This window comes from Haemophilus parainfluenzae (genome assembly GCF_014931275.1).
Lineage (GTDB): Bacteria > Pseudomonadota > Gammaproteobacteria > Enterobacterales > Pasteurellaceae > Haemophilus_D.
Genome location: NZ_CP063110.1, coordinates 273,480 through 295,952, shown reverse-complemented (window position 1 = coordinate 295,952; position 22,473 = coordinate 273,480). Strand labels below are relative to the sequence as shown.

Here is a 22,473-nt window from a genome sequence, read left to right as displayed (position 1 = left end):
ACCGCTATAATGCACCGATTATTTTTCGTTTTTTGGAATAAGATGTAATGCAATTAATTCGTGGGCTTCATAATTCACAGCCATATTTGTCAGGGTGCGCATTAACCATTGGCAATTTTGATGGGGTGCATTTGGGGCATCAGGCGATTTTGCGTCATCTTCGTCAGAAAGCGAATGCGCTGAATTTACCCATGGCGGTGATGCTTTTCGAACCACAACCGCGAGAATATTTTATGGGTGACAAAGCCCCTGCGCGCTTAATGCGTTTAAGAGATAAATTGCATTATTTGGCTCAGGCGGGTGTGGATGTGGTGATCGTCGCGAAATTTGACCGCTCTTTTGCTGATCTACCCGCAGAACAATTTATTGAAGATTGGCTTGTACGCAAATTAAATGTGAAGTTTCTCAGTATCGGTGATGATTTCAAATTTGGTGCGAAACGTTTAGGCAATTTTGCGATGTTGCAACAAGCCGGAAAGCAGTTTGGTTTTGAAGTAGAAGACAGTCGCACCTTCTGTTTAGATGAGTTACGTATCAGTAGCACCGCTATTCGTGAAGCGTTGGCTAAAGATGATTTACAGCATGCGGAAAATTTACTCGGTAAGCCTTATCGTATTTTTGGACGAGTGATACATGGCAATAAATTAGGGCGAACCATTGGTTTTCCTACCGCGAATGTTCGCTTACATCGCCAAGTGAATCCAGTAAAAGGGGTTTATGCGGTGAAAGTGCGGTTAAAATCGGGCGAGATTTTTAACGGCGTTGCAAACATGGGAAAACGCCCAACGATTAACGGTACGATACAATTATTAGAAGTCCATTTATTTGATTTTTCTCAGAATATTTATGGGCAAATGGTCGAAGTGGAATTCTGCCAGAAGATTCGAGATGAGATAAAGTTTCCGTCTTTTGAAGCGTTGAAAGTTCAAATTGAACAAGACGTAAAAACAGCAAAAGCATTTTTTGCAAAATAGAATTATATTGAAATATAAAATTGGAAAATAACATGACAGTTGATTACAAAAACACGTTAAATTTACCTGAAACAGGTTTTCCTATGCGTGGCGATTTAGCCAAACGCGAACCTGTAATGTTAAAAAATTGGTATGACAAACAGTTGTATCAAAAAATCCGCCAAGCGACTAAAGGTAAAAAATCCTTTATTTTGCACGATGGCCCTCCGTATGCGAACGGCAATATTCATATCGGTCACGCCGTTAATAAAATTCTGAAAGATATTATTGTTAAATCTAAAACTGCATTAGGTTTTGACTCGCCTTATATCCCAGGTTGGGACTGTCACGGTTTGCCAATTGAATTAAAAGTAGAAGGTTTGGTAGGTAAACCAAACGAGAAAGTGACAGCAGCTGAATTCCGTCAAAAATGTCGTGAATATGCCGCGGAACAAGTAGAAGGCCAGAAAAAAGATTTTATCCGTTTAGGGGTATTAGGCGATTGGGATAATCCTTATTTAACGATGAACTTCAATACCGAAGCAAACATCATTCGTACACTCGGTAAAGTGATTGCGAATGGCCACTTATACAAAGGTTCAAAACCAGTGCACTGGTGTTTGGATTGTGGCTCTTCTTTAGCAGAAGCAGAAGTGGAATATGAAGACAAAGTTTCTCCGTCTATCTATGTTCGTTTCCCAGCAGTAAGTGCGGTTGAAATTGAAGAGAAATTTAACGCAGTAGGTAAAGGACATGGCAAATTATCTGCGGTGATTTGGACAACCACACCTTGGACAATGCCATCTAACCGTGCGATTGCAGTAAATGCAGACTTAGAATACAACTTAGTACAACTTGGCGATGAGCGTGTGATTTTAGCCGCTGAATTAGTTGAATCCGTAGCGAAAGCGGTGGGTGTAGAACAAGTTGAAATTTTAGGTTCAGTAAAAGGTCAAGCACTTGAGTTAGTACGCTTTAACCATCCGTTCTATGATTTCACTGTGCCGGTGATTTTAGGCGATCACGTGACTACCGATGGCGGTACGGGGTTAGTACATACTGCACCGGATCATGGTTTGGACGACTTTATTGTAGGACAAAAATATAATTTACCAATGGCGGGGCTTGTATCGAATGACGGTAAATTTATTTCAACGACTGAATTCTTTGCGGGCAAAGGCGTATTTGAAGCCAATCCATTGGTTGTTGAAAAATTGCAAGAAGTGGGCAACTTATTAAAAGTTGAGAAAATCAAACACAGCTACCCACACTGCTGGCGCCACAAAACCCCGATTATTTTCCGTGCGACTCCGCAATGGTTTATCGGGATGGAAACACAGGGTTTACGCCAACAAGCATTAGGTGAAATCAAAGGCGTGCGTTGGATTCCAGATTGGGGTCAAGCACGTATCGAGAAAATGGTTGAAAACCGCCCAGACTGGTGTATTTCCCGTCAACGTACTTGGGGCGTGCCGATGACCTTATTTGTGCACAAAGAAACCGAAGAACTTCATCCGCGTACTTTAGAGTTACTTGAAGAAGTGGCGAAACGTGTAGAGAAAGCCGGTATTCAAGCATGGTGGGATTTAGACGAAAAAGAATTATTAGGGGCTGATGCAGAAACCTATCGCAAAGTGCCTGATACTCTTGACGTATGGTTTGACTCAGGATCAACCTATTCTTCTGTTGTCGCGAATCGCCCAGAATTTAACGGTCAAGATATCGACATGTATTTAGAAGGTTCTGACCAACACCGTGGTTGGTTTATGTCTTCTTTAATGCTTTCTACAGCAACAGACAGCAAAGCACCATACAAACAAGTATTAACCCATGGTTTCACTGTGGATGGTCAAGGTCGTAAGATGTCAAAATCTATTGGTAACATCGTGACTCCACAAGAAGTGATGGATAAATTCGGTGGTGACATTTTACGTTTATGGGTGGCATCTACCGACTATACCGGTGAAATGACCGTTTCTGATGAGATCTTAAAACGTGCCGCGGATAGCTATCGTCGTATTCGTAATACTGCGCGTTTCTTACTAGCGAACTTGAATGGTTTTGATCCGCAACGTGATGCCGTTAAACAGGAAGACATGATTAGCTTGGATCGTTGGGCGGTAGCTTGTGCGTTAGATGCACAAAAAGAAATTAAAGATGCGTACGATAATTATCAATTCCACACAGTAGTACAACGTTTAATGCGTTTCTGTTCTGTAGAAATGGGCTCCTTCTACCTTGATATTATCAAAGACCGTCAATATACCACCAAAGCAGACAGCCTTGCGCGTCGTAGCTGCCAAACAGCGTTATGGCACATCGCAGAAGCATTGGTTCGTTGGATGGCACCAATCCTGTCATTCACGGCGGATGAAATTTGGGGCTACTTGCCACAAACGGCAACTGCACGTGCAGAATTCGTCTTCACTGAAGAATTCTACGAAGGCTTATTTGGCTTAGGCGAGAATGAAAAACTAGACGATGCTTACTGGCAACAACTCATTAAAGTTCGTTCTGAAGTGAACCGTGTATTAGAAATCGCCCGTAACGACAAAGTGATCGGTGGTGGTTTAGAAGCAGAAGTAACGGTTTATGCTAACGATGAATATCGTGCATTGTTAGAACAATTAGGCAATGAATTACGTTTTGTGTTAATTACCTCAAAAGCAGAAGTGAAAGCATTAGCAGACAAACCTGCGGATGTGGCTGCGGGTGAGTTAGAGGGAATTGCCGTAAGCGTAGCACGTTCTAACGGTGAAAAATGCCCACGTTGTTGGCATTATTCTGACAAAATCGGCGTGAATCCTGAACATCCTACACTTTGTCCACGTTGTGTGGAAAACGTAGCAGGTAACGGCGAAGTACGTCAGTTCGCGTAATCTTAAAATCATGAAGAAAAGAGCGGTCAAAATTGACCGCTCTTTTTTATGTTTAAATGAACAGAAATAAAAAAGGCTGATATTAACCAGCCTTAAAGATCTTATTGGTTAAAGGTATTACATACAGAAGGGTTGGCACTTTGTAAGCCTTTTCTGAACCATTCTAGACGCTGTGCAGATGTACCGTGAGTGAAACTATCCGGTACCACATAACCTTGGCTGCGTTTTTGTAAACGGTCATCACCCACAGCTTCTGCTGCATTAAACGCTTTTTCTTCATCACCGCGTTCAAATAAACCACTTTTCACCGCTTGGCTCGCCCAAACACCGGCGAAACAGTCAGCTTGAAGTTCTAATTGAACAGAAAGTTGATTTGCCGTTTTACGATCGCTGCTTTGTTGTGCGCGATTCACTTGCGGCAGAATGCCAAGCATATTTTGCACGTGGTGACCGACTTCGTGTGCAATTACATAAGCAAAGGCTGAATCACCTGCTGCACCCAGTTTATTTTTCATTTCATTATAGAATGATAAATCAAGGTAAACTTTGCGATCGCTTGGGCAGTAGAACGGGCCCATTGCAGATTGACCGGTACCACAAGCAGTTGGCGTTACACCATTGTAAAGTACCATGGTTGGCTCACTATAGGTTTTCCCCATTTGTCTAAAATATTGTCCCCAAACGGTTTCAGTATCCGCTAATACAACTTTAGAAAGACTCGCAAGCTGCTGTTCTTCTTGGGTTTCTAATCGTTGAGAGCTTTGTCCTGAAAAATCCGGTGTGCCCACTAAGCCTGAAAGATCCACGCCATAATAAGCACCAACTAATAAGATAATAATACCGAAAATACCAGTGCCTCTTCCGCCACCGAAGTTACCGCCGCCAGAGCCACGTCTATCTTCAATATTTGAGCTTTCTTTACGACCTTGCCAACGCATAATTTGTCCTTTCTGAGTGAGTAAATTTAAAATCGGCGTATTCTATCAAAGTGCGGTCAATTTTAGATCAGTTTTCTTGAAATATTTACATAGCTTTACACTCTGATTTATAGACTTCTTAAGGGAATTTCAGTATCGTAATAATCCCTTAAACAAACATACAAAAGGAACTTTAAAATGGGTTTATTTGATTTTGTCAGTGACATCGGTAAGAAAATTTTTTCTAAAGAAGAAGAGGCGTCTAAAGCTGTGACTCAACACATCGCAGAAGACAATCCAGGCGTGGAAAACTTATCTGTTACCGTTGAAAATGGTGTAGCAAATATCCAAGGTGTGGCATCAACTGCAGCAGCATTAGAAAAAGCAGTATTAATGGCGGGTAACATTCAAGGTATCCACTCAGTAACAAGCGATGCAAGCATCAATAACGGTGAAACCTTAAGCAGTGATGATACATTCTATGTAATCCAAAAAGGTGACACCTTGTGGAAAATCGCTGAGAAAGCTTACGGAAATGGCGCGAAATATACCGCTATTGTTGAAGCGAACAAAGAAGTGATTAAAGACGCGGATAAGATTTTTCCAGGTCAAAAAATTCGTTTACCGAAAGGTTTATAATTCGATAAAAAGTGCGGTTATTTTTGACCGCACTTTTTTCTTTATTCAAAATTGTTGATAAATTGTGCAATTTTAGCGGGTTTTCTATTGAATTTTCCGGTTTCTATCGACTGTTTGATTTTCTTTCGCTATAATTTGGCGGTTTTTTATTTTTACAAACAATAACGTGTTCGGTGTGGTTTTTACCGAGTGCAACATTAATTGAGGTTACAAATGTCATTAAATATTGAAACAACTCAAGGTTTAGAGCGTCGTGTGACGATCACCGTTCCAGCTGAAGCTGTAGAAAAAGCAACTCGTGAAGAATTCAAACGTGCAGCAAAAAATGTACGTGTTGATGGTTTCCGTAAAGGTCATGTGCCAGCGCACATCATTGAACAACGTTTTGGTGCATCAATCCGTCAAGATGTATTAAACGATTTATTACCACGTCATTTCTTTGATGCAGTAATCGCTGAGAAAATCAATATCGCAGGTCGTCCAACTTTCGCTATCGAAACGTTCAAACCTGGTAAAGATTTATCATTCACTGCAACTTTCGAAGTGTACCCAGAAGTTGAATTAAAAGGCTTAGAAAATATCAAAGTTGAGAAACCAACTGTTGAAATCACTGAAGCTGATATCGATAAAATGATCGATGTATTACGTAAACAACAAGCAACTTGGGTTGAAAGCAAAGCAGCAGCGAAAGCAGATTCACGCGTGACCATCGACTTCGTTGGTTCAGTAGATGGCGAAGAATTCGAAGGCGGTAAAGCAACTGATTTCGTTCTATTCATGGGCCAAGGCCGTATGATCCCTGGTTTTGAAGAGGGCATTGTAGGTCACAAAGCAGGTGAACAATTCGATATCAATGTGACTTTCCCAGCTGAATACCATTCTGAAAACTTAAAAGGTAAAGACGCGAAATTTGCGATCACCTTGAAAAAAGTAGAAGAAATGGAATTACCAGAATTAACAGATGAGTTCGTTGCTAAATTTGGTCCTAACACCAAAACTGTGGCAGATTTACGTGCAGAAATCCGTAAAAACATGGAACGTGAATTGAAAAACGCATTAGTTTCTCGCGTTAAACAACAAGTCATCAACGGTTTAATCGAACAAAACCCAATTGATGTTCCAGCTTCTGCAGTAGAAGAAGAAATCAATGTGTTACGTAACCAAGCAGCACAACGCTTCGGTGGTAATGCACAACAAGCTGCACAATTACCACGTGAATTATTTGAAGCGGATGCAAAACGTCGTGTTCAAGTCGGTTTATTATTCTCTGAAGTGATCAAATCAAACGAATTGAAAGCGGATGAAGAACGTGCGAAAGCAATGATCGCGGATATCGCTTCTGCTTACGAACAACCAGCTGAAGTAGTTGAATATTACAGCAAAAATGAAGAGTTAATGAACAACATTCGCAATGTAGTATTAGAAGAACAAGCAGTTGATGCCGTTCTTGCTAAAGCTCAAGTGACTGAAAAAGCGTCTTCATTTGATGAGATCATGAATCCACAAGCATAATAATTGATAGAAAGTGAATTAAATTCACAGGTATATCATCGAAAAGTGCGGTCGTTTTTTCAATGAAAAGCGACCGCATTTTGTTTTTACTGATTTTCGGGTAGAATATTGCCCAATTTTTTAGCACATATTTAGGGGCAAAAATGAGTGTAATTCCTATGGTTGTCGAACAAACCTCTCGTGGTGAACGTTCGTACGACATTTATTCCCGCCTATTAAAAGAGCGCGTGATCTTCTTGAATGGTGAAGTAGAAGATCATATGGCAAATTTGATCGTGGCACAGCTACTTTTCTTAGAATCAGAAGATCCGAAAAAAGACATCAATATTTATATTAATTCACCGGGCGGTTCAGTGACTGCGGGTATGGCAATTTACGATACCATGCAATTTATTAAACCGGATGTGCGTACTCTTTGCATTGGTCAAGCTTGCTCAATGGGCGCATTTTTACTTGCAGGAGGTGCAGCAGGAAAACGTGCTGCATTACCGAATGCACGAGTGATGATTCACCAACCGTTAGGTGGTTTCCGTGGACAAGCATCAGATATTCAGATCCACGCGCAAGAAATTTTAAAAATCAAACAAACCTTAAACGAGCGTCTTGCTTTCCATACAGGTCAAAGCATCGAACGTATCGAAAAAGACACCGATCGTGACAACTTTATGTCGGCGGAAGAAGCAAAAGCTTACGGCTTAGTGGACGATGTGTTGATTAAACGTTAAGGATTTAACATGACAACAAATGATAACGATCTTCACTGTTCTTTCTGCGGAAGAGAAAAAAGTGAAGTAGGTAAATTAATTGCGGGTACAGATGGTTATATTTGTAACGAGTGTATCGAGCTTTGCCACAGTATGTTGGAAGACAGTGGAGAAATCGAAACACCTAGCGAACTGGCAGTTGAAGAAAAATTACCGACACCGCACGAAATTCGTGCGCACTTAGATGATTATGTGATTGGGCAAGATTATGCGAAAAAAGTCTTGTCAGTGGCGGTTTACAATCACTATAAACGCTTACGCACGAACCACCAAAGCAATGATGTGGAATTAGGTAAAAGTAACATCTTGTTAATTGGTCCAACAGGTAGCGGTAAAACCTTATTAGCTCAAACCTTGGCGCGTCGTTTGAATGTGCCTTTTGCTATGGCCGATGCGACGACGTTAACTGAAGCCGGTTATGTGGGCGAAGACGTGGAAAATGTGCTGCAAAAATTATTGCAAAACTGCGATTACGATACGGAAAAAGCAGAGCAGGGCATTATCTATATTGATGAAATTGATAAAATCAGCCGTAAATCAGAAGGTGCGTCTATTACTCGCGATGTGTCTGGTGAAGGTGTGCAACAAGCCTTATTGAAATTAATTGAAGGCACTATCGCATCTGTACCGCCACAAGGTGGACGTAAACACCCTCAACAAGAAATGTTGAAAGTGGATACCTCAAAAATCCTCTTTATTTGTGGTGGGGCATTTGCTGGCTTAGATAAAATCATTGGTAAACGTACACAAACTGATACTGGAATTGGTTTTGATGCAAAAGTAGAGAAGGAAGAAGAGAAAGAAAATCTTTCTGAATTATTCCGTCAAGTTGAGCCGGATGATTTAATGAAATTCGGTTTGATTCCAGAATTTATTGGTCGTCTTCCAATGATTGCGCCATTAAGCGAATTAGATGAAGAAGCGTTAATTCAGATCCTTACTCAACCGAAAAATGCACTGACCAAACAATATCAAGCATTATTTGGCTTAGAAGATGTGGAACTTGAATTCACGCCAGAAGCATTAAAAGCGATGGCGAAAAAAGCCCTTGAACGTAAAACCGGTGCACGTGGTTTACGCTCAATCGTTGAGGCTGTATTGTTAGATACGATGTATGATTTACCTTCAATCGAAAACTTGCAAAAAGTGATTGTGGACGAAGAAACCATCGTTGATAACAAACCACCAAAGCTCGAATATAAAAACTAATAGAAAGTGCGGTTGTTTTTTCTAACATTTTTCATAGGCAATCCCGAAAGAAAATGCTACAATCGCACGTTCTGAAATTAATCTAGAAATTATTTATCCCTTATTTTATACGGATTCACTTATGGCAACTGAAATTGTTGAGAAAAAGAAACACGACCAAGAACAAGTCGTAGAAGGAAAATCAAAAGGCTTAAACACACTTCTTTGGATTCTTTCTGTGGCATTTTTTACTGCTGCAGCGATTGGTAACGTTTATTTTAAAGACGCCTTCTCTTTACCTGTGCGTGTAATTGGCGTAGTTGTCGCTTTATTAATTGCTTTTGGTTTAGCTGCAATTACCAACCAAGGTACAAAAGCTCGTACATTCTTTAGCGAAGCAAAAGTTGAAGGTCGTAAAGTGGTATGGCCAACTCGTGCAGAAACACGTCAAACCACTTTAATCGTTATTGGGGTAACCGTGCTTACCTCTTTATTCTTCTGGGCAATTGATTCAATTATCATTGCATTGATTAACTTCTTAACTGATTTGAGATTCTAAAATGAGCGAAACTGAAAACGTATCCAAAAAACGTTGGTATGTATTGCAAGCATTCTCAGGCTTTGAGAGTCGTGTTGCAATCACATTGCGTGAATATATCAAACAACAACAAATGGAAGATCAGTTTGGTGAAGTGTTAGTGCCGACTGAAGAAGTCGTTGAAAACGTAGCAGGTAAACGTCGTAAAAGCGAACGTAAATTCTTCCCTGGCTATGTATTAGTTGAAATGGCAATGAATGATGACACATGGCACTTAGTGAAAAGCGTACCACGTGTAATGGGCTTTATCGGTGGTACACCAGATAAGCCAGCACCAATTTCTAAACGTGAAGCAGATTTAATTTTAAATCGTTTAGAGCAAAGTGCTGAAAAACCACGTCATCGTAAAGAATATCAACCAGGTGAAGAAGTGCGTGTGACAGAAGGTCCATTTGCTGACTTTAATGGTACGGTTGAAGAAGTGGATTACGAAAAAGGCCGCTTAAAAGTGTCTGTATCTATCTTCGGTCGTGCAACACCAGTTGAGCTTGAATTTGGTCAAGTGGAAAAAACACGTTAATTTCCCTTTTCCAAAATAAGAAATTTAATGACCGCACTTAAACAATAAAGTGCGGTTGTTTTTCGAGTAGTTTTTCTGCTTGAAATTTCGAGGCTGATTAATTAAAATACAGCCTTTCATTAACAGGGGAGCCGATTTCGGCGTTATCACCCATTTAGAGGAAACTAAAAAATGGCAAAAAAAGTCCAAGCATACGTTAAGTTGCAAGTTGCAGCTGGTATGGCAAACCCATCACCACCAGTTGGTCCTGCATTAGGTCAACAAGGTGTGAACATCATGGAATTCTGTAAAGCATTCAACGCTCGTACTGAGAGCATTGAAAAAGGTTTACCAATTCCAGTTGTTATCACTGTATATGCAGACCGTTCATTCACTTTCATTACTAAAACTCCACCAGCAGCAGTATTATTGAAAAAAGCTGCAGGTATCAAATCTGGTTCTGGTAAACCGAACAAAGATAAAGTGGGTAAAGTAACTTTAGATCAAGTTCGTCAAATCGCTGAAACTAAAGCAGCAGATATGACTGGCGCGACTATCGAAACTAAAATGAAATCAATTGCTGGTACTGCTCGCTCAATGGGCTTAGTGGTGGAGGAATAATACGATGGCTAAATTGACTAAAAAAATGAAAGCAATCAAAGCTGGCGTAGATTCTACTAAAGCATATGAAATCAACGAAGCAATCGCGTTATTAAAACAATTCGCAACAGCTAAATTCGTTGAAAGTGTTGACGTTGCAGTAAACTTAGGTATCGATCCTCGTAAATCAGACCAAAACGTTCGTGGTGCAACTGTATTACCACACGGTACTGGTCGTGAAGTACGCGTAGCTGTGTTCACCCAAGGTGCTAACGCAGATGCAGCTAAAGAAGCTGGCGCTGATTTAGTCGGTATGGAAGATTTAGCAGAGCAAATCAAAAAAGGCGAAATGAACTTCGACGTTGTTATCGCTTCTCCTGATGCAATGCGTGTTGTTGGTCAATTAGGTCAAGTATTAGGTCCACGTGGTTTAATGCCAAACCCTAAAGTTGGTACCGTAACACCAAACGTTGCTGAAGCAGTTAAAAATGCTAAATCTGGTCAGATCCGTTATCGTAACGATAAAAACGGTATCATCCACACAACAATTGGTAAAGCAAACTTCTCTGAAGTTCAATTAAAAGAAAACCTTCAAGCATTATTGGCTGCTTTAAACAAAGCAAAACCAACTACTGCAAAAGGTATCTTTATCAAGAAAGTAAGCATCTCTACAACTATGGGTGCTGGTGTGGCTGTTGATCAAGCTTCACTATAATTAAGCGTTAAAACTTAATTCAAATTAACCGCACTTTGGGTAACTAAAGTGCGGTTATTTTTTACATGCTTTTCAATAAGTGAAATGTTGAGAATATAAAAAGAGCGCTCAAATTTCATTATATTTTGAATTTGACCGCTCTTTCTTATGAGAGATTACTTCGCTAAAGCGAAAATTGCTTTAATAGCTTCCTTAGTGTAAGTTTTTTCCACTTTCGCCTTGATAGCAGTTTGAGCTGCATTATCGACAATTTCAGCTAAGGTTTTATCATCAATGCCAAGTTGTTCAAGACGAGTTGGTGTGCCGATTTTATCAAACCAAGCTTTTAAGGCTTGAATACCATCTTCAGCCTTATCTAAGCCAAATATTTCTTTAGCAAAGCGTTTGAATTGAGCAGGTCTTTGAGATTGATACCATTGCATCCACGCAGGCATAATCACAGAGAGCCCTGCACCATGTGGCACATCTGAAATCGCACTCATGGAATGTTCAATCATATGATTTGGGAAACCGTAAGGTGAGATACCTAAATGTGTTAAACCGTTCAACGCAAGTGTAGCCGCCCAGGCAAATTCACCACGAGCATTGAGATCTTGTGGATCATTGAGCAAGATTTCAGTCGTACGAATAACAGTTTTAATATTGCTTTCTACTAAGAAATCAATAATTTCAGGACGATATTCAGCTGTGAAATAGGCTTCAATAGAATGAGCAATAATATCTGCGGCAGAATACACTAAATAATCACGACTGACGGTTGCTTGCAATTTCGGGTTAATGACAGATACTTTTGGGAATAAATGATTGCTGTGAATTGAATATTTTTGCTGTGTTTCTTCATTGGTAATGACGGCTCCCCAGTTCATTTCACTGCCTGTTGCCGCAAGGGTTATTACATCAAAAATCATCAACGCTTTTTGCACCGGTGTACCTTTAAAAAAGTCCCAAGTATCACCCTCATAGCACGCACCAGCCGCGATCGCTTTCGCACTATCAAGGCAAGAGCCACCACCGATACTCAACACGCTATCTGCACCAAAGGCTTTTGCCATTGCAACGGCTTCACGGACTTTGTTGATTGTCGGGTTACTTTTTACCCCGCCACATTCAACGTATTCAATGCCATGCTCACGTAAACTTTTAGCCACATCTTCAAATAAGCCGGAATGTTTGATTCGCTCACTGCCATAGATAATTAAGGCCTTTTTTGCACCGTATTCGTGCATATATTTACCCATCTCTTTTTCTTTATCGAGACCAAATTCAATGCGAGTAGGGTTTTGAAAACTAAATGGATACATATTTATCTCCTTATTATCTGTTAAGTGCGGTCAGTTTTTGCGTTGTTTTTATTCCACAAAGTAATGTGGAATGAAGTGGCTATCATTGCCGGTAACTGGGGTAAAATCTTCTCTTAATCCGATACCGCATGCCACATCACCCACCACCCAAGAACCAATCATTGGATACATACCATCAAAATTTGGCAGTTCAAATTTTTGTTGATAGATGTAGCCTGCCTGATCGTAAAAGGCAGAATGTTCACTGCCTTTGGCGGCAAATTCTAGACCATTACGTTTTTCATAGTAAGAAACATTGGCACCCTCACGACCTAACGTCGGTTTTTTCACCCATATTGATTGACGATCGGTAATATCATGCTTGCTAAAGTAAGCAGGTAGTAATAATGGATGATTTGGATGTTTTTGCCACAATTTCGCTAACAGCACTTTATTGCTTAATAGTAATTTCCACGCAGGCTCAATAAAAGTGGTGGATGAATTAAGCATGTGTGGTGCATATTCTGTCGTAGTCATCCATTCAAGCGGATAGAGCTTAAATAAACAATCAATAGGTTGATTATTCAGATCGAGGAATTGCTGACTGTCTTTATCGTAACCCACATCTTCAATAGCAAGCTGATGAATATGCCAACCTGCGTTGTAAGCCACATCCGCCAAGTAATCGATATTGCCCCAATCTTCACGGCCCGCTTCTTGCATGGCACTAAAATGGAAATTTTTTAACCCTGTTTGCTGTTGAATAAACTGAAAGCGATTGAGCAATTCTTCGTGAATCCAATTGAATTGGTCACGATGCGCTAAGCCTTCAATTTGCTCTAACCATTGCCATTGCACCACGGCAGCTTCAAGCAGGGAAGTTGGCGTGTCGGCATTGTATTCAAACATTTTGAGGTTTTCGCCGTCATAACCAAAATCAAAACGACCATATAAGTGCGGTACGTTTTTAGCCCATGTTTGTTCAATCAGATTTTTCTGTAAATCGGTGAAGCGATAATGGGCATAATCACCTTGTTTCACTTCATCGGCAACAAAATCCATACACATTGCATGCAATTCGTTGGTGGCATCTTCAATGCGATCGATTTCAGCTAAGGTAAATTCATAAGCCACATTATCCGACCAATAATGGGAGCCATCAGAGGAAGGCAGATTATAGTAATCAAAGCCCACATCTAATAATTGTTGCACCATATTGGGGCGAGTAGGAAAGCCTGTGATTCGTTTCATATTTAACCGCCTGAGCTACGGTTACTGCTTGAGCTAGAGCTTTTAAAGCCACCGCGTGAAACCGGTTTACTGTAAGTGCTGCCTGCATTACCTTTCACTAATACAGGTTTACCGACAGAACGATTAGTTTGTGGTTGGATAACTTGGCCCGTTGGTGTTGAAACGGCACGGTTACTTGGATTATAGCTAGGCCCTAAAAATGAGCCCATCGTACGCGCGATCATGTAACCCATTGCGGCGCCTGCAATCGCACTGCCCATACTGCCGTGTCCTTCTCCTGTTGCAGAGCTCGTGTGGCTTGTTCCCTCAGAACCGCTTGAGTTGCCAGAGTGAGTTGCACCATCAGGATTTAAGGTTTGTTTGACGGTCTGATTGTCTTCTGACCATTCGCTATTATTGCTTGGACGTGTATTTAAATTGCCCGAGAGAGAGGAGCCAGATCCAGCATGTGCAGTTGTGCCGCTATTATTTTCATTAGATTGGTCAGCTTCGCATAATTCAATTTTTTGCCAATCGGCTAAACAATCCTCAAGGCTGTTATAAACATCACGTTGAACTTGCTCTTCTGAGCAGCCGCCCAATAAAGCCACAATAGAAAGACTGACGAGAACTTGATTTTTCTTTTTCATCATAGGGTTAAAGTGTTAATAATTCAGTTAAATGATTGATTTCTAATGTAGGCAAAACACTTGCTTCAGTAAATGAATTGAGATCTTTGCCCGATAAATTAATCCATACAGCTTGGCAGCCAGCTTGAATGGCGCCTTGAACATCCGTGGTTAAGTTATCACCAATATGTAAAATTTCATTCGGTTTTACGCCAAAATGATCGGCGGTTTGGTGGAATAAATCTTGATGAGGTTTCGCTCTGCCTTGCTCTCCACCACGTAAACTCAGCTGAAAGTGTTCAAACCCAATGCGTGTTGCAATCACATTACCATTGGTAATCACGCTAAGCGGGTAGCGATCTTTCAGTTGATTCAGCACTTCAATACTTTCTGCGGGTACATCAATTTTATGTCGCCATTCAATAAATTCTTCCATGGCAAGGGCCAAAGTGCGGTCAATTTCAACCGCACTTTTACCATGATGCGTCAGTAAGTTGCGTAACGTTTCGACACGCCAGGCAATCACATCTTCAGCAATCAAGGGATCTTTCTCCGCCAGTTGCCATTTCCATTCTCGCCAATATTCTGAGGTAAGCTCGCTCAGTTGTGCGTATTCTTGTACACATTGAAGAAAGCGTTCTTCGGCTAAACGAATGACATGACTGTTATCGTAAAGGGTGTCATCAAGATCAAAACTCATGATCTTGAAAGGCTGAAGACCGCGGTAAAATCGCATAGTTAATCCTATTTAATGGTATTCACACCAAGCCATGCGGTCGCACGTTCATTGGTGATTTCTTCGTGTGTCCACATGCTCATTAAGTCAGGCTGAGGATGTTTGTTAGTGTTATAGCCGATCAAATGAGCAAAATCAAATACGGCATGCGGATAGCCGTTAATGAGCAATAAGGCTAAATAACCACTCTCATCCCAACAAATTTCAAGTTTGCGAGCCTCATGATGATTAGAGGTTGAATCAACGTTATACACGTGCAACATATCAACTATCGGTTGAGCATTTTGACGCATATCAAGCGCATAAAAATAACCTGTTTCACCGTCATCTTCAAACATTACAGCAAAATGCTCAAATACCGTAGAATGTGTTCCTACTTGCTTTGGCGTTCCTAAAAAGAGTTCATCCTCTAAAGTTAAATGTAACATAATCTTTCCTAATCAAATTGTGTAATCCAATGGCAACTATTATATGCTTGAAAACAAAGCTCTACTTGAGCTTTCGTATTTTTTGCATCATTCATTGGTGGAAGTTTATCCAAGGAAAAATAAGCAGACTCCAACGTTTCACTGTTCTTCTTAAATTCACCTGACAATCTTTCACACATAATAAAAGCCTTCTGTACACGATGAGCCAAAGGTGGATAGTTATGCTTATGCTGGTCGTGGATTGCAATAATAAAAGTTGGCTTCACATCAAGCCCTGCTTCCTCATACACCTCTTTTACTGTATTACTATGAAGTGTCTCCAATACATCAACCCATCCCCCAGGCAATGACCAAAGTCCATCATTTTCTAGCACTAACAAAATTTTATCGTCTTGAAAAATCGCTGCCCGAGTATCTATTTTGGGAGTTTGGTAGCCATCCTCATTACAAAAAAGATTTTTAACCGTTTCTTTTGGTATTGCCATTTTATGGCTAATCATTTCAGCTGCTAAATCTCGAAGACGCTCATAGCGTTCTATATCATAAATATTTTTACAATAAGCCAAGCCACTTTGTGCAATACTTTGAATTTCAATCGCCCAAGATAACCAAGGTTCAGTAAGTAATGAATTAGATTGAGTATTCATAAAAACTCCCTAAAAAAACACCGCACTTTTGTGCAAAGTGCGGTGAGATTTTACAGTAAATTCAGCGTGAATTACGCTTGACCTTTAACCGCTTTTAAACCTAAGAACGGAGCTGGTGTGCCAGCACGTTCTAATGCTTCTTCGATACGGATTAATTGGTTGTATTTCGCAATACGGTCAGAACGGCTCATCGAACCAGTTTTGATTTGACCTGCTGCTGTACCAACCGCTAAATCAGCGATAGTCGCATCTTCGGTTTCACCTGAACGGTGAGAGATTACAGCGGTGTAACCTGCATCTTTAGCCATTTTGATTGCTGCTAAAGTTTCAGTTAAAGAACCGATTTGGTTGAATTTGATTAAGATAGAGTTTGCGATACCTTTTTCGATACCTTCTTTTAAGATTTTGGTGTTAGTGACGAATAAGTCGTCGCCCACTAATTGAACGCGGTCGCCTAACACTTTAGTTTGGTATGCAAAACCTTCCCAGTCAGATTCATCTTGACCATCTTCGATAGACACGATTGGGTATTGTTTAGTTAATTCTTCAAGATAGTGTGTGAACTCTTGAGAAGTGAATGAACGGCCTTCGCCTTTCATTTCGTATTTACCAGTTTCTTTGTTGTAGAACTCAGAAGATGCACAGTCCATTGCTAAAGTGACGTCTTTACCTAATACATAACCTGCTTTTTCAACTGCTTCTTTGATACATGCTAAAGCGTCAGCGTTAGATGCTAGGTTAGGTGCGAAACCACCTTCATCACCTACAGCAGTGCTCATGCCTTTAGATTTTAATACTTTCGCAAGGTTGTGGAATACTTCAGCACCGATACGAAGTGCTTCACGTAACGTTTTCGCACCAACTGGTTGAATCATGAATTCTTGGATATCAACGTTGTTATCTGCGTGCTCACCACCGTTGATGATGTTCATCATTGGTAATGGCATAGAGTAAACGCCTGGCGTGCCGTTAAGTTCTGCAATGTAAGCGTAAAGTGGTAAACCTTTAGACGCTGCAGCGGCTTTTGCGTTTGCTAAAGATACCGCTAAGATTGCGTTTGCACCGAAGTTAGATTTGTTTTCAGTACCGTCTAAATCGATCATGATTTGGTCGATTTCAGCTTGGTTAGACGCTTCTTTACCTACTAATGCATCAGCGATAGGACCGTTTACTGCAGCAACCGCTTTTAATACACCTTTACCTAAGAAACGAGATTTGTCGCCGTCACGTAATTCTAATGCTTCACGAGAACCGGTAGATGCACCTGATGGAGCAGCTGCTAAACCAACGAAACCACCTTCAAGATGAACTTCAGCTTCTACAGTTGGGTTACCACGAGAGTCGATGATTTCACGACCAATGACTTTAACGATTTTTGCCATTTTGTTTTCCTCTGTTTAAAGTTAATTAAAATTAGTTAGGCGAACCTAAAACGGGGATATAATAAAGCAAATTTAGAAATTTGTCTTGGAAAAATAACCGCACTTTGATCTGTATCTTATTTTTCACTCAAGTGCGGTGAGATTTTATCTCTTTTTATCCAATATCTATTTAATTTTAGTGGATTTATCCACAAAAGTTCGTTAAAGTGTCAGTAAATTCCATACTGTTTTAGTATGAATTATTAAGTGTTAATTAAGGCTTTATAGAATAAAAAAAGGAATGATTATGTCTGTTTCAACATTTTTCGAAAAGACTAAAGCGCAGATAAAAAATGCAGTGTCTGCACATCCGATTGAAATTTTTCTAATTAGTGCATTTGCAATTGGAATTTGGTTTATGGAATTAGAGCCTCATCAAGGAAATGATCATTTGGCTTATTGGGTATTTGAGCCAATGCTGTTTATCTTTGTTTATCTCTCTCGCCCTTATTCTTGGTATCGTTTTTCATGGATTGTGCCATTGGTAGCGCTGGCTATCATTGGCATGACTAATGATAGCGCAGAGTTTTATCTATCGAGCCCAAAATTCTGGGGCGCAAATTTTATTGCGTTACTGGTGTTATTAGGGTTTCCATTTGAAAAAAATAATCAAGGGTTTACCTACCGTAATTTTATCAATCTATTCCATCTTGGCTTAGCAACGGCGGTATGGTTATTGGTATTTGGATTAGTAGCGGCTATTTTATTTACGATTACAACGCTCTTTAATGTCGAGTTTTCTGATAGTTTCTACAGTCATTTTTATACTTCTTTAGGCATTTTTACTCAGCCACTGTTTTTCTTAGTATTCCAACAGCGCCAAGCTAAATCGGAAATGACGTTAAATCGCATTTTTGAAATTTTAGTTAATTTCGTATTAGCACCCGCATTGATGATTTTCACTGTGTTGCTTTATGCTTATGTTGTTCAAATTATTTTTGAAGGCGTATTACCAAAAGGCATGCTGGCTAATATTACCTTGCCTTACCTGCTTGGTGGTTTAGGCGTATATGCATTACGTTCTATTTGTGCTAAAGCCCGCTGGGAAACTTTCTTTAAGTTCTATCCATATCTTGCTATTGTGTCAATCGTGTTGCTATGGCTGGCGATTGATCGCCGTATTAGTGCGTATGCTTGGACTGAACCACGAATTTATTTAGTAGCCTTAGCTACGGCGATTACGATTGCTTATGCGATTCTAACTGTGCCGAAAATTCGTCAATATCGTTTAATCTCTGCAGTTGTAATATTGGCAATTTTTGCCATGACTTGGGTGGTGAAACCACAAGAAATTGCTTACCAAAGCCAAACTGCACGTTTTGAACAGTTATTGAAAAAGCTTAATTTATCAGATGATTCAGGCAAAATTCGTGATGATGTAGATTTTGTCGAACGTTTAGAAAATATGCCAAAAAGCGAGCTTAAGGATTGGAAAGAATTAGACAGTGTATCAGACTATTTGCTTTACAGTATAGAGCTAGACTCTTCTGTAGAAGATGCTTATCAAGAAAGACGAGAGGTATTTCAGAAGCAATATGGTGAAAAATCGAAAGAACTTTTGAAAGTCGATATTTATCGTGATGAGATCCGCATCGATGGCCAAGCAATTAGCGACCAAGGTACAAAAGTAGCATTTCTATGGGAGTCAATTGATGTCACGCCGTATAAAAAATGGATTCGTGTACCGATGCCTGGATTTGATCGTACAGAGGTTCAGACTTATATGAAATCTGATGGAAAAGCGGATAAGCCCGAAGAGAAGCCAGAGGTTTGCTTTATTGAAGATCATGACAGATATTGTACGAATATGGATGAACATATTCATAAAGTATTCAAAGAACATCAGCTAGACCCGATGAAAAAAATCTCTAACGCTGAGCTTAAATCGCTTAGCCAAGATTTATTAAAAATTGATAGACCAAGCTTTACGATTTATTTGAATGAGCTTTATATGGGATTTAGACCAGAAAGTGGTTATTACTATAGTCGAATATATACGAAAGCTATTTTTGATAAGTAATCGTAAATATAAAACGCTGTGATGTTTCACAGCGTTTTTTGTAAAAATTAGCTAAAAATGACCGCTTTAAATATTAAGATATGTGTTTATAGAATACATTTTTTAAAGCTTGCGTATGTCTGTCTAAAATACTAAACATTATCTCTCGATCTTCTCCGAATCTCGAATCTCCATTATTGGAACGAACTTTGTCATAAGCCGAAAAGGCGATTTCAAACTCTTCAGTGCGTAATTTAATGGTTTTGCCGTGCAGTATAAGACTTAATAGGCTGACTTCTTTAGGTGTTAATTCTGGAAATAAATGACTTATCCATAGCTCCATAGAGTATTGAACAGACTCGCTAATTTTGTCATGTATTTTACTCGCTTGGGCTTGATGTATCCGATAAAGCAACAAGGGTTCTGGTAAATTCGCAAATGTCTTTTTGTGTAATGCGCATTGTACCCACATATGAAAATCGGGTGCAGTGGCTGTTTGTGCATAATTGATCCCGAGCGCCTTGATACTAGAATGTCGCCACATTGAAGAGGGATTAATGATATTGTCTCGAGCTAAAGAAAAATGTGCTTTTATATCTTTATCTAAAAGAGGAAGTGTACTCACTTTAGTCGCTTTATCAGTTTGCCCATCATTAAAGAGCAGTGCATTACTTCCTAAAATATCAATTTCGGAATGCTCGTCTAAATATTGAACTTGTTTTTCAAAACGGTGTGGAACACAAATATCATCAGCATCCATCCGAGCAACATATTCAACATTCATATAGTTAAGCATATCCATGGCAAATTGCATTACAGCAGGTTCACCTTGGTTTTGAGGTAAATGGTAAACACGTAAGCGAGCATCTTTTTCTGCATAAGTTTCGAGAATCTTGCCTGTGTTATCGGTAGAAGCATCATTAACCGCAAGAATACAAAAATCACTAAATGTCTGATTCAATAATGAATCTAAACATTCAGCAATAAAATTTTCTGCATTATATGCGGGTAAAATAACAGCAAGTTTCATTTTTTCATTTCCGTGTAGATAAAAGCGTATTCTATTTAAATTACGACCGCAGCGATAGTCAGAAGTTTAACTGTGTTAGTTATCTAAAATATTTTTATAGATCGGGGTTTTAATTACTTTTCACTCACATTACAAATTCCGCTATTCAATCACTGAGATATTTTGCAAAAATGCAACAAAAACTGACCGCTCTTTATTGCTGCTAGGACGTTTTCCTATCTGAAATTTAATGGTTGATAGGTAAATTTAATATATCTGCAATTTCTATTATGCGAGGTGCTGCTGATTTTGGACAAACTAAGCAATAGAAATTATCGGAACCCGTATCAACATAAAGCAAAGTATAATCACTTTTTGCTTCTACTTTAGCCTTAATACGTGCAAACTCATGCTTTGCCTCTTCGAAAGTGATTTCGAAAGTTTGTTCAAGAGACTCAGAAAGAAAGTGATTGAGTGAGTCATAATCAATTTTCCAGTCATCTTGGTAGCAATGTAGATAACTTCTGATAAGCTCCAATTTAGCGTATTCTTCATCTAAATCTTCGTCCTCATATATATCACCAAATGCGATCATTTTCTCTCGACATTTTTCAAGATCTTTATTTAGCCATTTATAGAGGCTTTTAACTTGCTTAATGTATTTTGCTTTGATGTATTTTTTCGTTTCAAGCAACATAAGTAACTCATCAAATAAGGCATCTTGATTGATTTCAGTTTCACGTCTGTCAATGCTATCGCAAATCAAATCAACGGCTTGTTTTAACAAAGCAAACTTGTAATGTTGTTCATCAAGCGGTTTGGCATAATAAATCGCTGCCATTAAATTAGAAATAAAAAGCTTATCAGTATGTTGTAACGAATATGCAGCATCACTAATAGGTTGCCCAGCAAATAACTCAATTCTTTGCGGAAATTCAAATTCAATTTCTTTAATAATATGTTCATATTCCTTATGCGGTTTTATGCCAAACCCAATATTTAAAAAAGAATAGCCAGAACCATTAAAAAATTCTTCTCGAGAAGCAGGTACGAATCCCATTGGGTTACAGAATTGGCTTTGTAAATCATACATGTCGCCGCTAAAATCTAATTCATTAAATTTTTCTTTTGAGTAATCGTCCCAATTATCAGAATAGTAAAATTGATAGGCGTAAATATCTGTTTCAAAGACATTGTTTTTGACAAGTAAATCGCCATCAGGTTGATTTTTAAGATAATGCTCAATTTTGGCGAGTTTTTGGTCTAATAATGCAAAATCTTCAGGCTTTTCAATAGCGTTTAAAACCGCATCAACTGAAGATAAAAATTTCTCATAATGTGGACTATGTTGATTAAATGGCTTTGCCTGTATCATACTCTGAAAAAGGTTGTTCGCTTGATCCGTTTCGGCGAAAACGAAGCTATCCTGATCGGGAAAAATAAAAACTCTAAAAAGTGAGCTATCTGTTGGGTTTAATTTAAAATCAATAGAAAGAAATAATTGACCCCAATTTTCCTCCTCAAATTCTATGCGCGTAATACAAGGCAGTTTCATTGTTTTTGTCAGAAGCAATTCTAGAGGTTGGTATAAATCAGATAACCCCGTATTTTCTAGCAATTCAGATTCATCTAAATTGGCTTTACCATAATGCCAATAGGTTGCGATTGCCATTGGCGCAACTTTGTGATTTCGGGCAAACAACCTCTCAGATGGCTCTTCTTTCGCCTTAAAATATTGAAAGATTTTGTCCAGTTTGGTTGTTAATGTTTGGTCTAATTTATCAGCGTGTTGTTTAGATTTAAAAAACATAATAAAAATGCTCAGTTTAA

21 protein-coding genes are annotated in these 22,473 nt (G+C 39.3%); 11 read left to right on the top strand and 10 right to left on the bottom strand.

The features are described 5' to 3' along the window. The first annotated feature begins 47 nt into the window (after positions 1 to 47). Both ribF and ileS read left to right on the top strand, forming a co-directional pair. Entirely contained in the window at positions 48 to 974 is a 927-nt protein-coding gene (ribF, locus tag INQ00_RS01460) for a bifunctional riboflavin kinase/FAD synthetase (protein WP_197547077.1), read from the top strand. A gap of 32 nt (positions 975 to 1,006) precedes the next feature. Next, complete coding sequence (ileS, locus tag INQ00_RS01455; protein WP_054420241.1) at positions 1,007 to 3,832, top strand: isoleucine--tRNA ligase; 2,826 nt, start codon at positions 1,007 to 1,009, stop codon at positions 3,830 to 3,832. A gap of 101 nt (positions 3,833 to 3,933) precedes the next feature. On the opposite strand, the gene ypfJ is transcribed toward ileS, so the two are convergent. Next, positions 3,934 to 4,770 (bottom strand): KPN_02809 family neutral zinc metallopeptidase, encoded by an 837-nt coding sequence (gene ypfJ, locus INQ00_RS01450; protein WP_054420242.1) that lies wholly within the window; start codon positions 4,768 to 4,770, stop codon positions 3,934 to 3,936. Positions 4,771 to 4,947: 177 nt separating this feature from the next. Here ypfJ and lysM point away from each other — a divergent pair, with 177 nt between their 5' ends. The 8 genes from lysM (at position 4,948) to rplA (ending at position 11,264) form a co-directional block, all read left to right on the top strand. After that, positions 4,948 to 5,388 (top strand): peptidoglycan-binding protein LysM, encoded by a 441-nt coding sequence (lysM, locus tag INQ00_RS01445; protein ID WP_197547076.1) that lies wholly within the window; start codon positions 4,948 to 4,950, stop codon positions 5,386 to 5,388. Positions 5,389 to 5,601: 213 nt separating this feature from the next. Next, the gene (gene tig / locus INQ00_RS01440) at positions 5,602 to 6,900 is read left to right on the top strand and encodes a trigger factor (RefSeq protein WP_197547075.1); all 1,299 of its coding nucleotides are present in this window, start codon (positions 5,602 to 5,604) and stop codon (positions 6,898 to 6,900) included. 143 nt (positions 6,901 to 7,043) lie between these two features. After that, positions 7,044 to 7,625, top strand: a complete 582-nt coding sequence (clpP, locus tag INQ00_RS01435; RefSeq protein WP_005699645.1) for an ATP-dependent Clp endopeptidase proteolytic subunit ClpP — start codon at positions 7,044 to 7,046, stop codon at positions 7,623 to 7,625. Between the two features lie 9 nt (positions 7,626 to 7,634). Continuing rightward, entirely contained in the window at positions 7,635 to 8,873 is a 1,239-nt protein-coding gene (gene clpX / locus INQ00_RS01430; protein WP_005698128.1) for an ATP-dependent protease ATP-binding subunit ClpX, read from the top strand. 121 nt (positions 8,874 to 8,994) lie between these two features. Beyond that, on the top strand, positions 8,995 to 9,411 hold the full coding sequence (secE, locus tag INQ00_RS01425) for a preprotein translocase subunit SecE (protein ID WP_014064252.1): 417 nt from the start codon (positions 8,995 to 8,997) through the stop codon (positions 9,409 to 9,411). 1 nt (position 9,412) lies between these two features. Then, positions 9,413 to 9,970: a transcription termination/antitermination protein NusG gene (gene nusG, locus INQ00_RS01420; protein ID WP_005695227.1), complete on the top strand. Its 558-nt coding sequence runs from the start codon at positions 9,413 to 9,415 to the stop codon at positions 9,968 to 9,970. 171 nt (positions 9,971 to 10,141) lie between these two features. Then, positions 10,142 to 10,570, top strand: a complete 429-nt coding sequence (rplK, locus tag INQ00_RS01415; protein ID WP_005695228.1) for a 50S ribosomal protein L11 — start codon at positions 10,142 to 10,144, stop codon at positions 10,568 to 10,570. A gap of 4 nt (positions 10,571 to 10,574) precedes the next feature. Beyond that, positions 10,575 to 11,264, top strand: a complete 690-nt coding sequence (gene rplA / locus INQ00_RS01410; protein ID WP_005695230.1) for a 50S ribosomal protein L1 — start codon at positions 10,575 to 10,577, stop codon at positions 11,262 to 11,264. Between the two features lie 155 nt (positions 11,265 to 11,419). Here the strand turns inward: rplA and INQ00_RS01405 are convergent, their stop codons facing one another. The 7 genes from INQ00_RS01405 to eno form a co-directional block, all read right to left on the bottom strand. After that, positions 11,420 to 12,565 carry an iron-containing alcohol dehydrogenase gene (locus INQ00_RS01405; RefSeq protein WP_197547074.1) on the bottom strand — a complete coding sequence of 382 codons (1,146 nt, stop codon included), beginning with the start codon at positions 12,563 to 12,565 and terminating at the stop codon, positions 11,420 to 11,422. 48 nt (positions 12,566 to 12,613) lie between these two features. Continuing rightward, positions 12,614 to 13,795, bottom strand: coding sequence for a glutathionylspermidine synthase family protein (locus INQ00_RS01400; protein ID WP_197547073.1), 1,182 nt, complete (start codon positions 13,793 to 13,795; stop codon positions 12,614 to 12,616). A 2-nt stretch (positions 13,796 to 13,797) separates the two neighbouring features. Beyond that, positions 13,798 to 14,424 (bottom strand): hypothetical protein, encoded by a 627-nt coding sequence (locus INQ00_RS01395; RefSeq protein ID WP_197547487.1) that lies wholly within the window; start codon positions 14,422 to 14,424, stop codon positions 13,798 to 13,800. 7 nt (positions 14,425 to 14,431) lie between these two features. Continuing rightward, complete coding sequence (locus INQ00_RS01390) at positions 14,432 to 15,139, bottom strand: HAD-IA family hydrolase (protein WP_197547072.1); 708 nt, start codon at positions 15,137 to 15,139, stop codon at positions 14,432 to 14,434. Between the two features lie 8 nt (positions 15,140 to 15,147). Continuing rightward, positions 15,148 to 15,567, bottom strand: coding sequence for a DUF2251 domain-containing protein (locus INQ00_RS01385; protein WP_197547071.1), 420 nt, complete (start codon positions 15,565 to 15,567; stop codon positions 15,148 to 15,150). An 8-nt stretch (positions 15,568 to 15,575) separates the two neighbouring features. After that, on the bottom strand, positions 15,576 to 16,214 hold the full coding sequence (locus INQ00_RS01380; protein WP_046950595.1) for an NUDIX hydrolase N-terminal domain-containing protein: 639 nt from the start codon (positions 16,212 to 16,214) through the stop codon (positions 15,576 to 15,578). 71 nt (positions 16,215 to 16,285) lie between these two features. After that, positions 16,286 to 17,596: a phosphopyruvate hydratase gene (gene eno / locus INQ00_RS01375; RefSeq protein ID WP_054420251.1), complete on the bottom strand. Its 1,311-nt coding sequence runs from the start codon at positions 17,594 to 17,596 to the stop codon at positions 16,286 to 16,288. Between the two features lie 286 nt (positions 17,597 to 17,882). Here eno and INQ00_RS01370 point away from each other — a divergent pair, with 286 nt between their 5' ends. After that, positions 17,883 to 19,655: a DUF4153 domain-containing protein gene (locus INQ00_RS01370; RefSeq protein ID WP_197547070.1), complete on the top strand. Its 1,773-nt coding sequence runs from the start codon at positions 17,883 to 17,885 to the stop codon at positions 19,653 to 19,655. Positions 19,656 to 19,728: 73 nt separating this feature from the next. On the opposite strand, the gene INQ00_RS01365 is transcribed toward INQ00_RS01370, so the two are convergent. After that, positions 19,729 to 20,664 (bottom strand): glycosyltransferase family 2 protein, encoded by a 936-nt coding sequence (locus INQ00_RS01365; RefSeq protein WP_197547069.1) that lies wholly within the window; start codon positions 20,662 to 20,664, stop codon positions 19,729 to 19,731. 226 nt (positions 20,665 to 20,890) lie between these two features. After that, positions 20,891 to 22,453: a DUF6630 family protein gene (locus INQ00_RS01360; RefSeq protein ID WP_232086610.1), complete on the bottom strand. Its 1,563-nt coding sequence runs from the start codon at positions 22,451 to 22,453 to the stop codon at positions 20,891 to 20,893. Between the last annotated feature and the right edge of the window lie 20 nt (positions 22,454 to 22,473).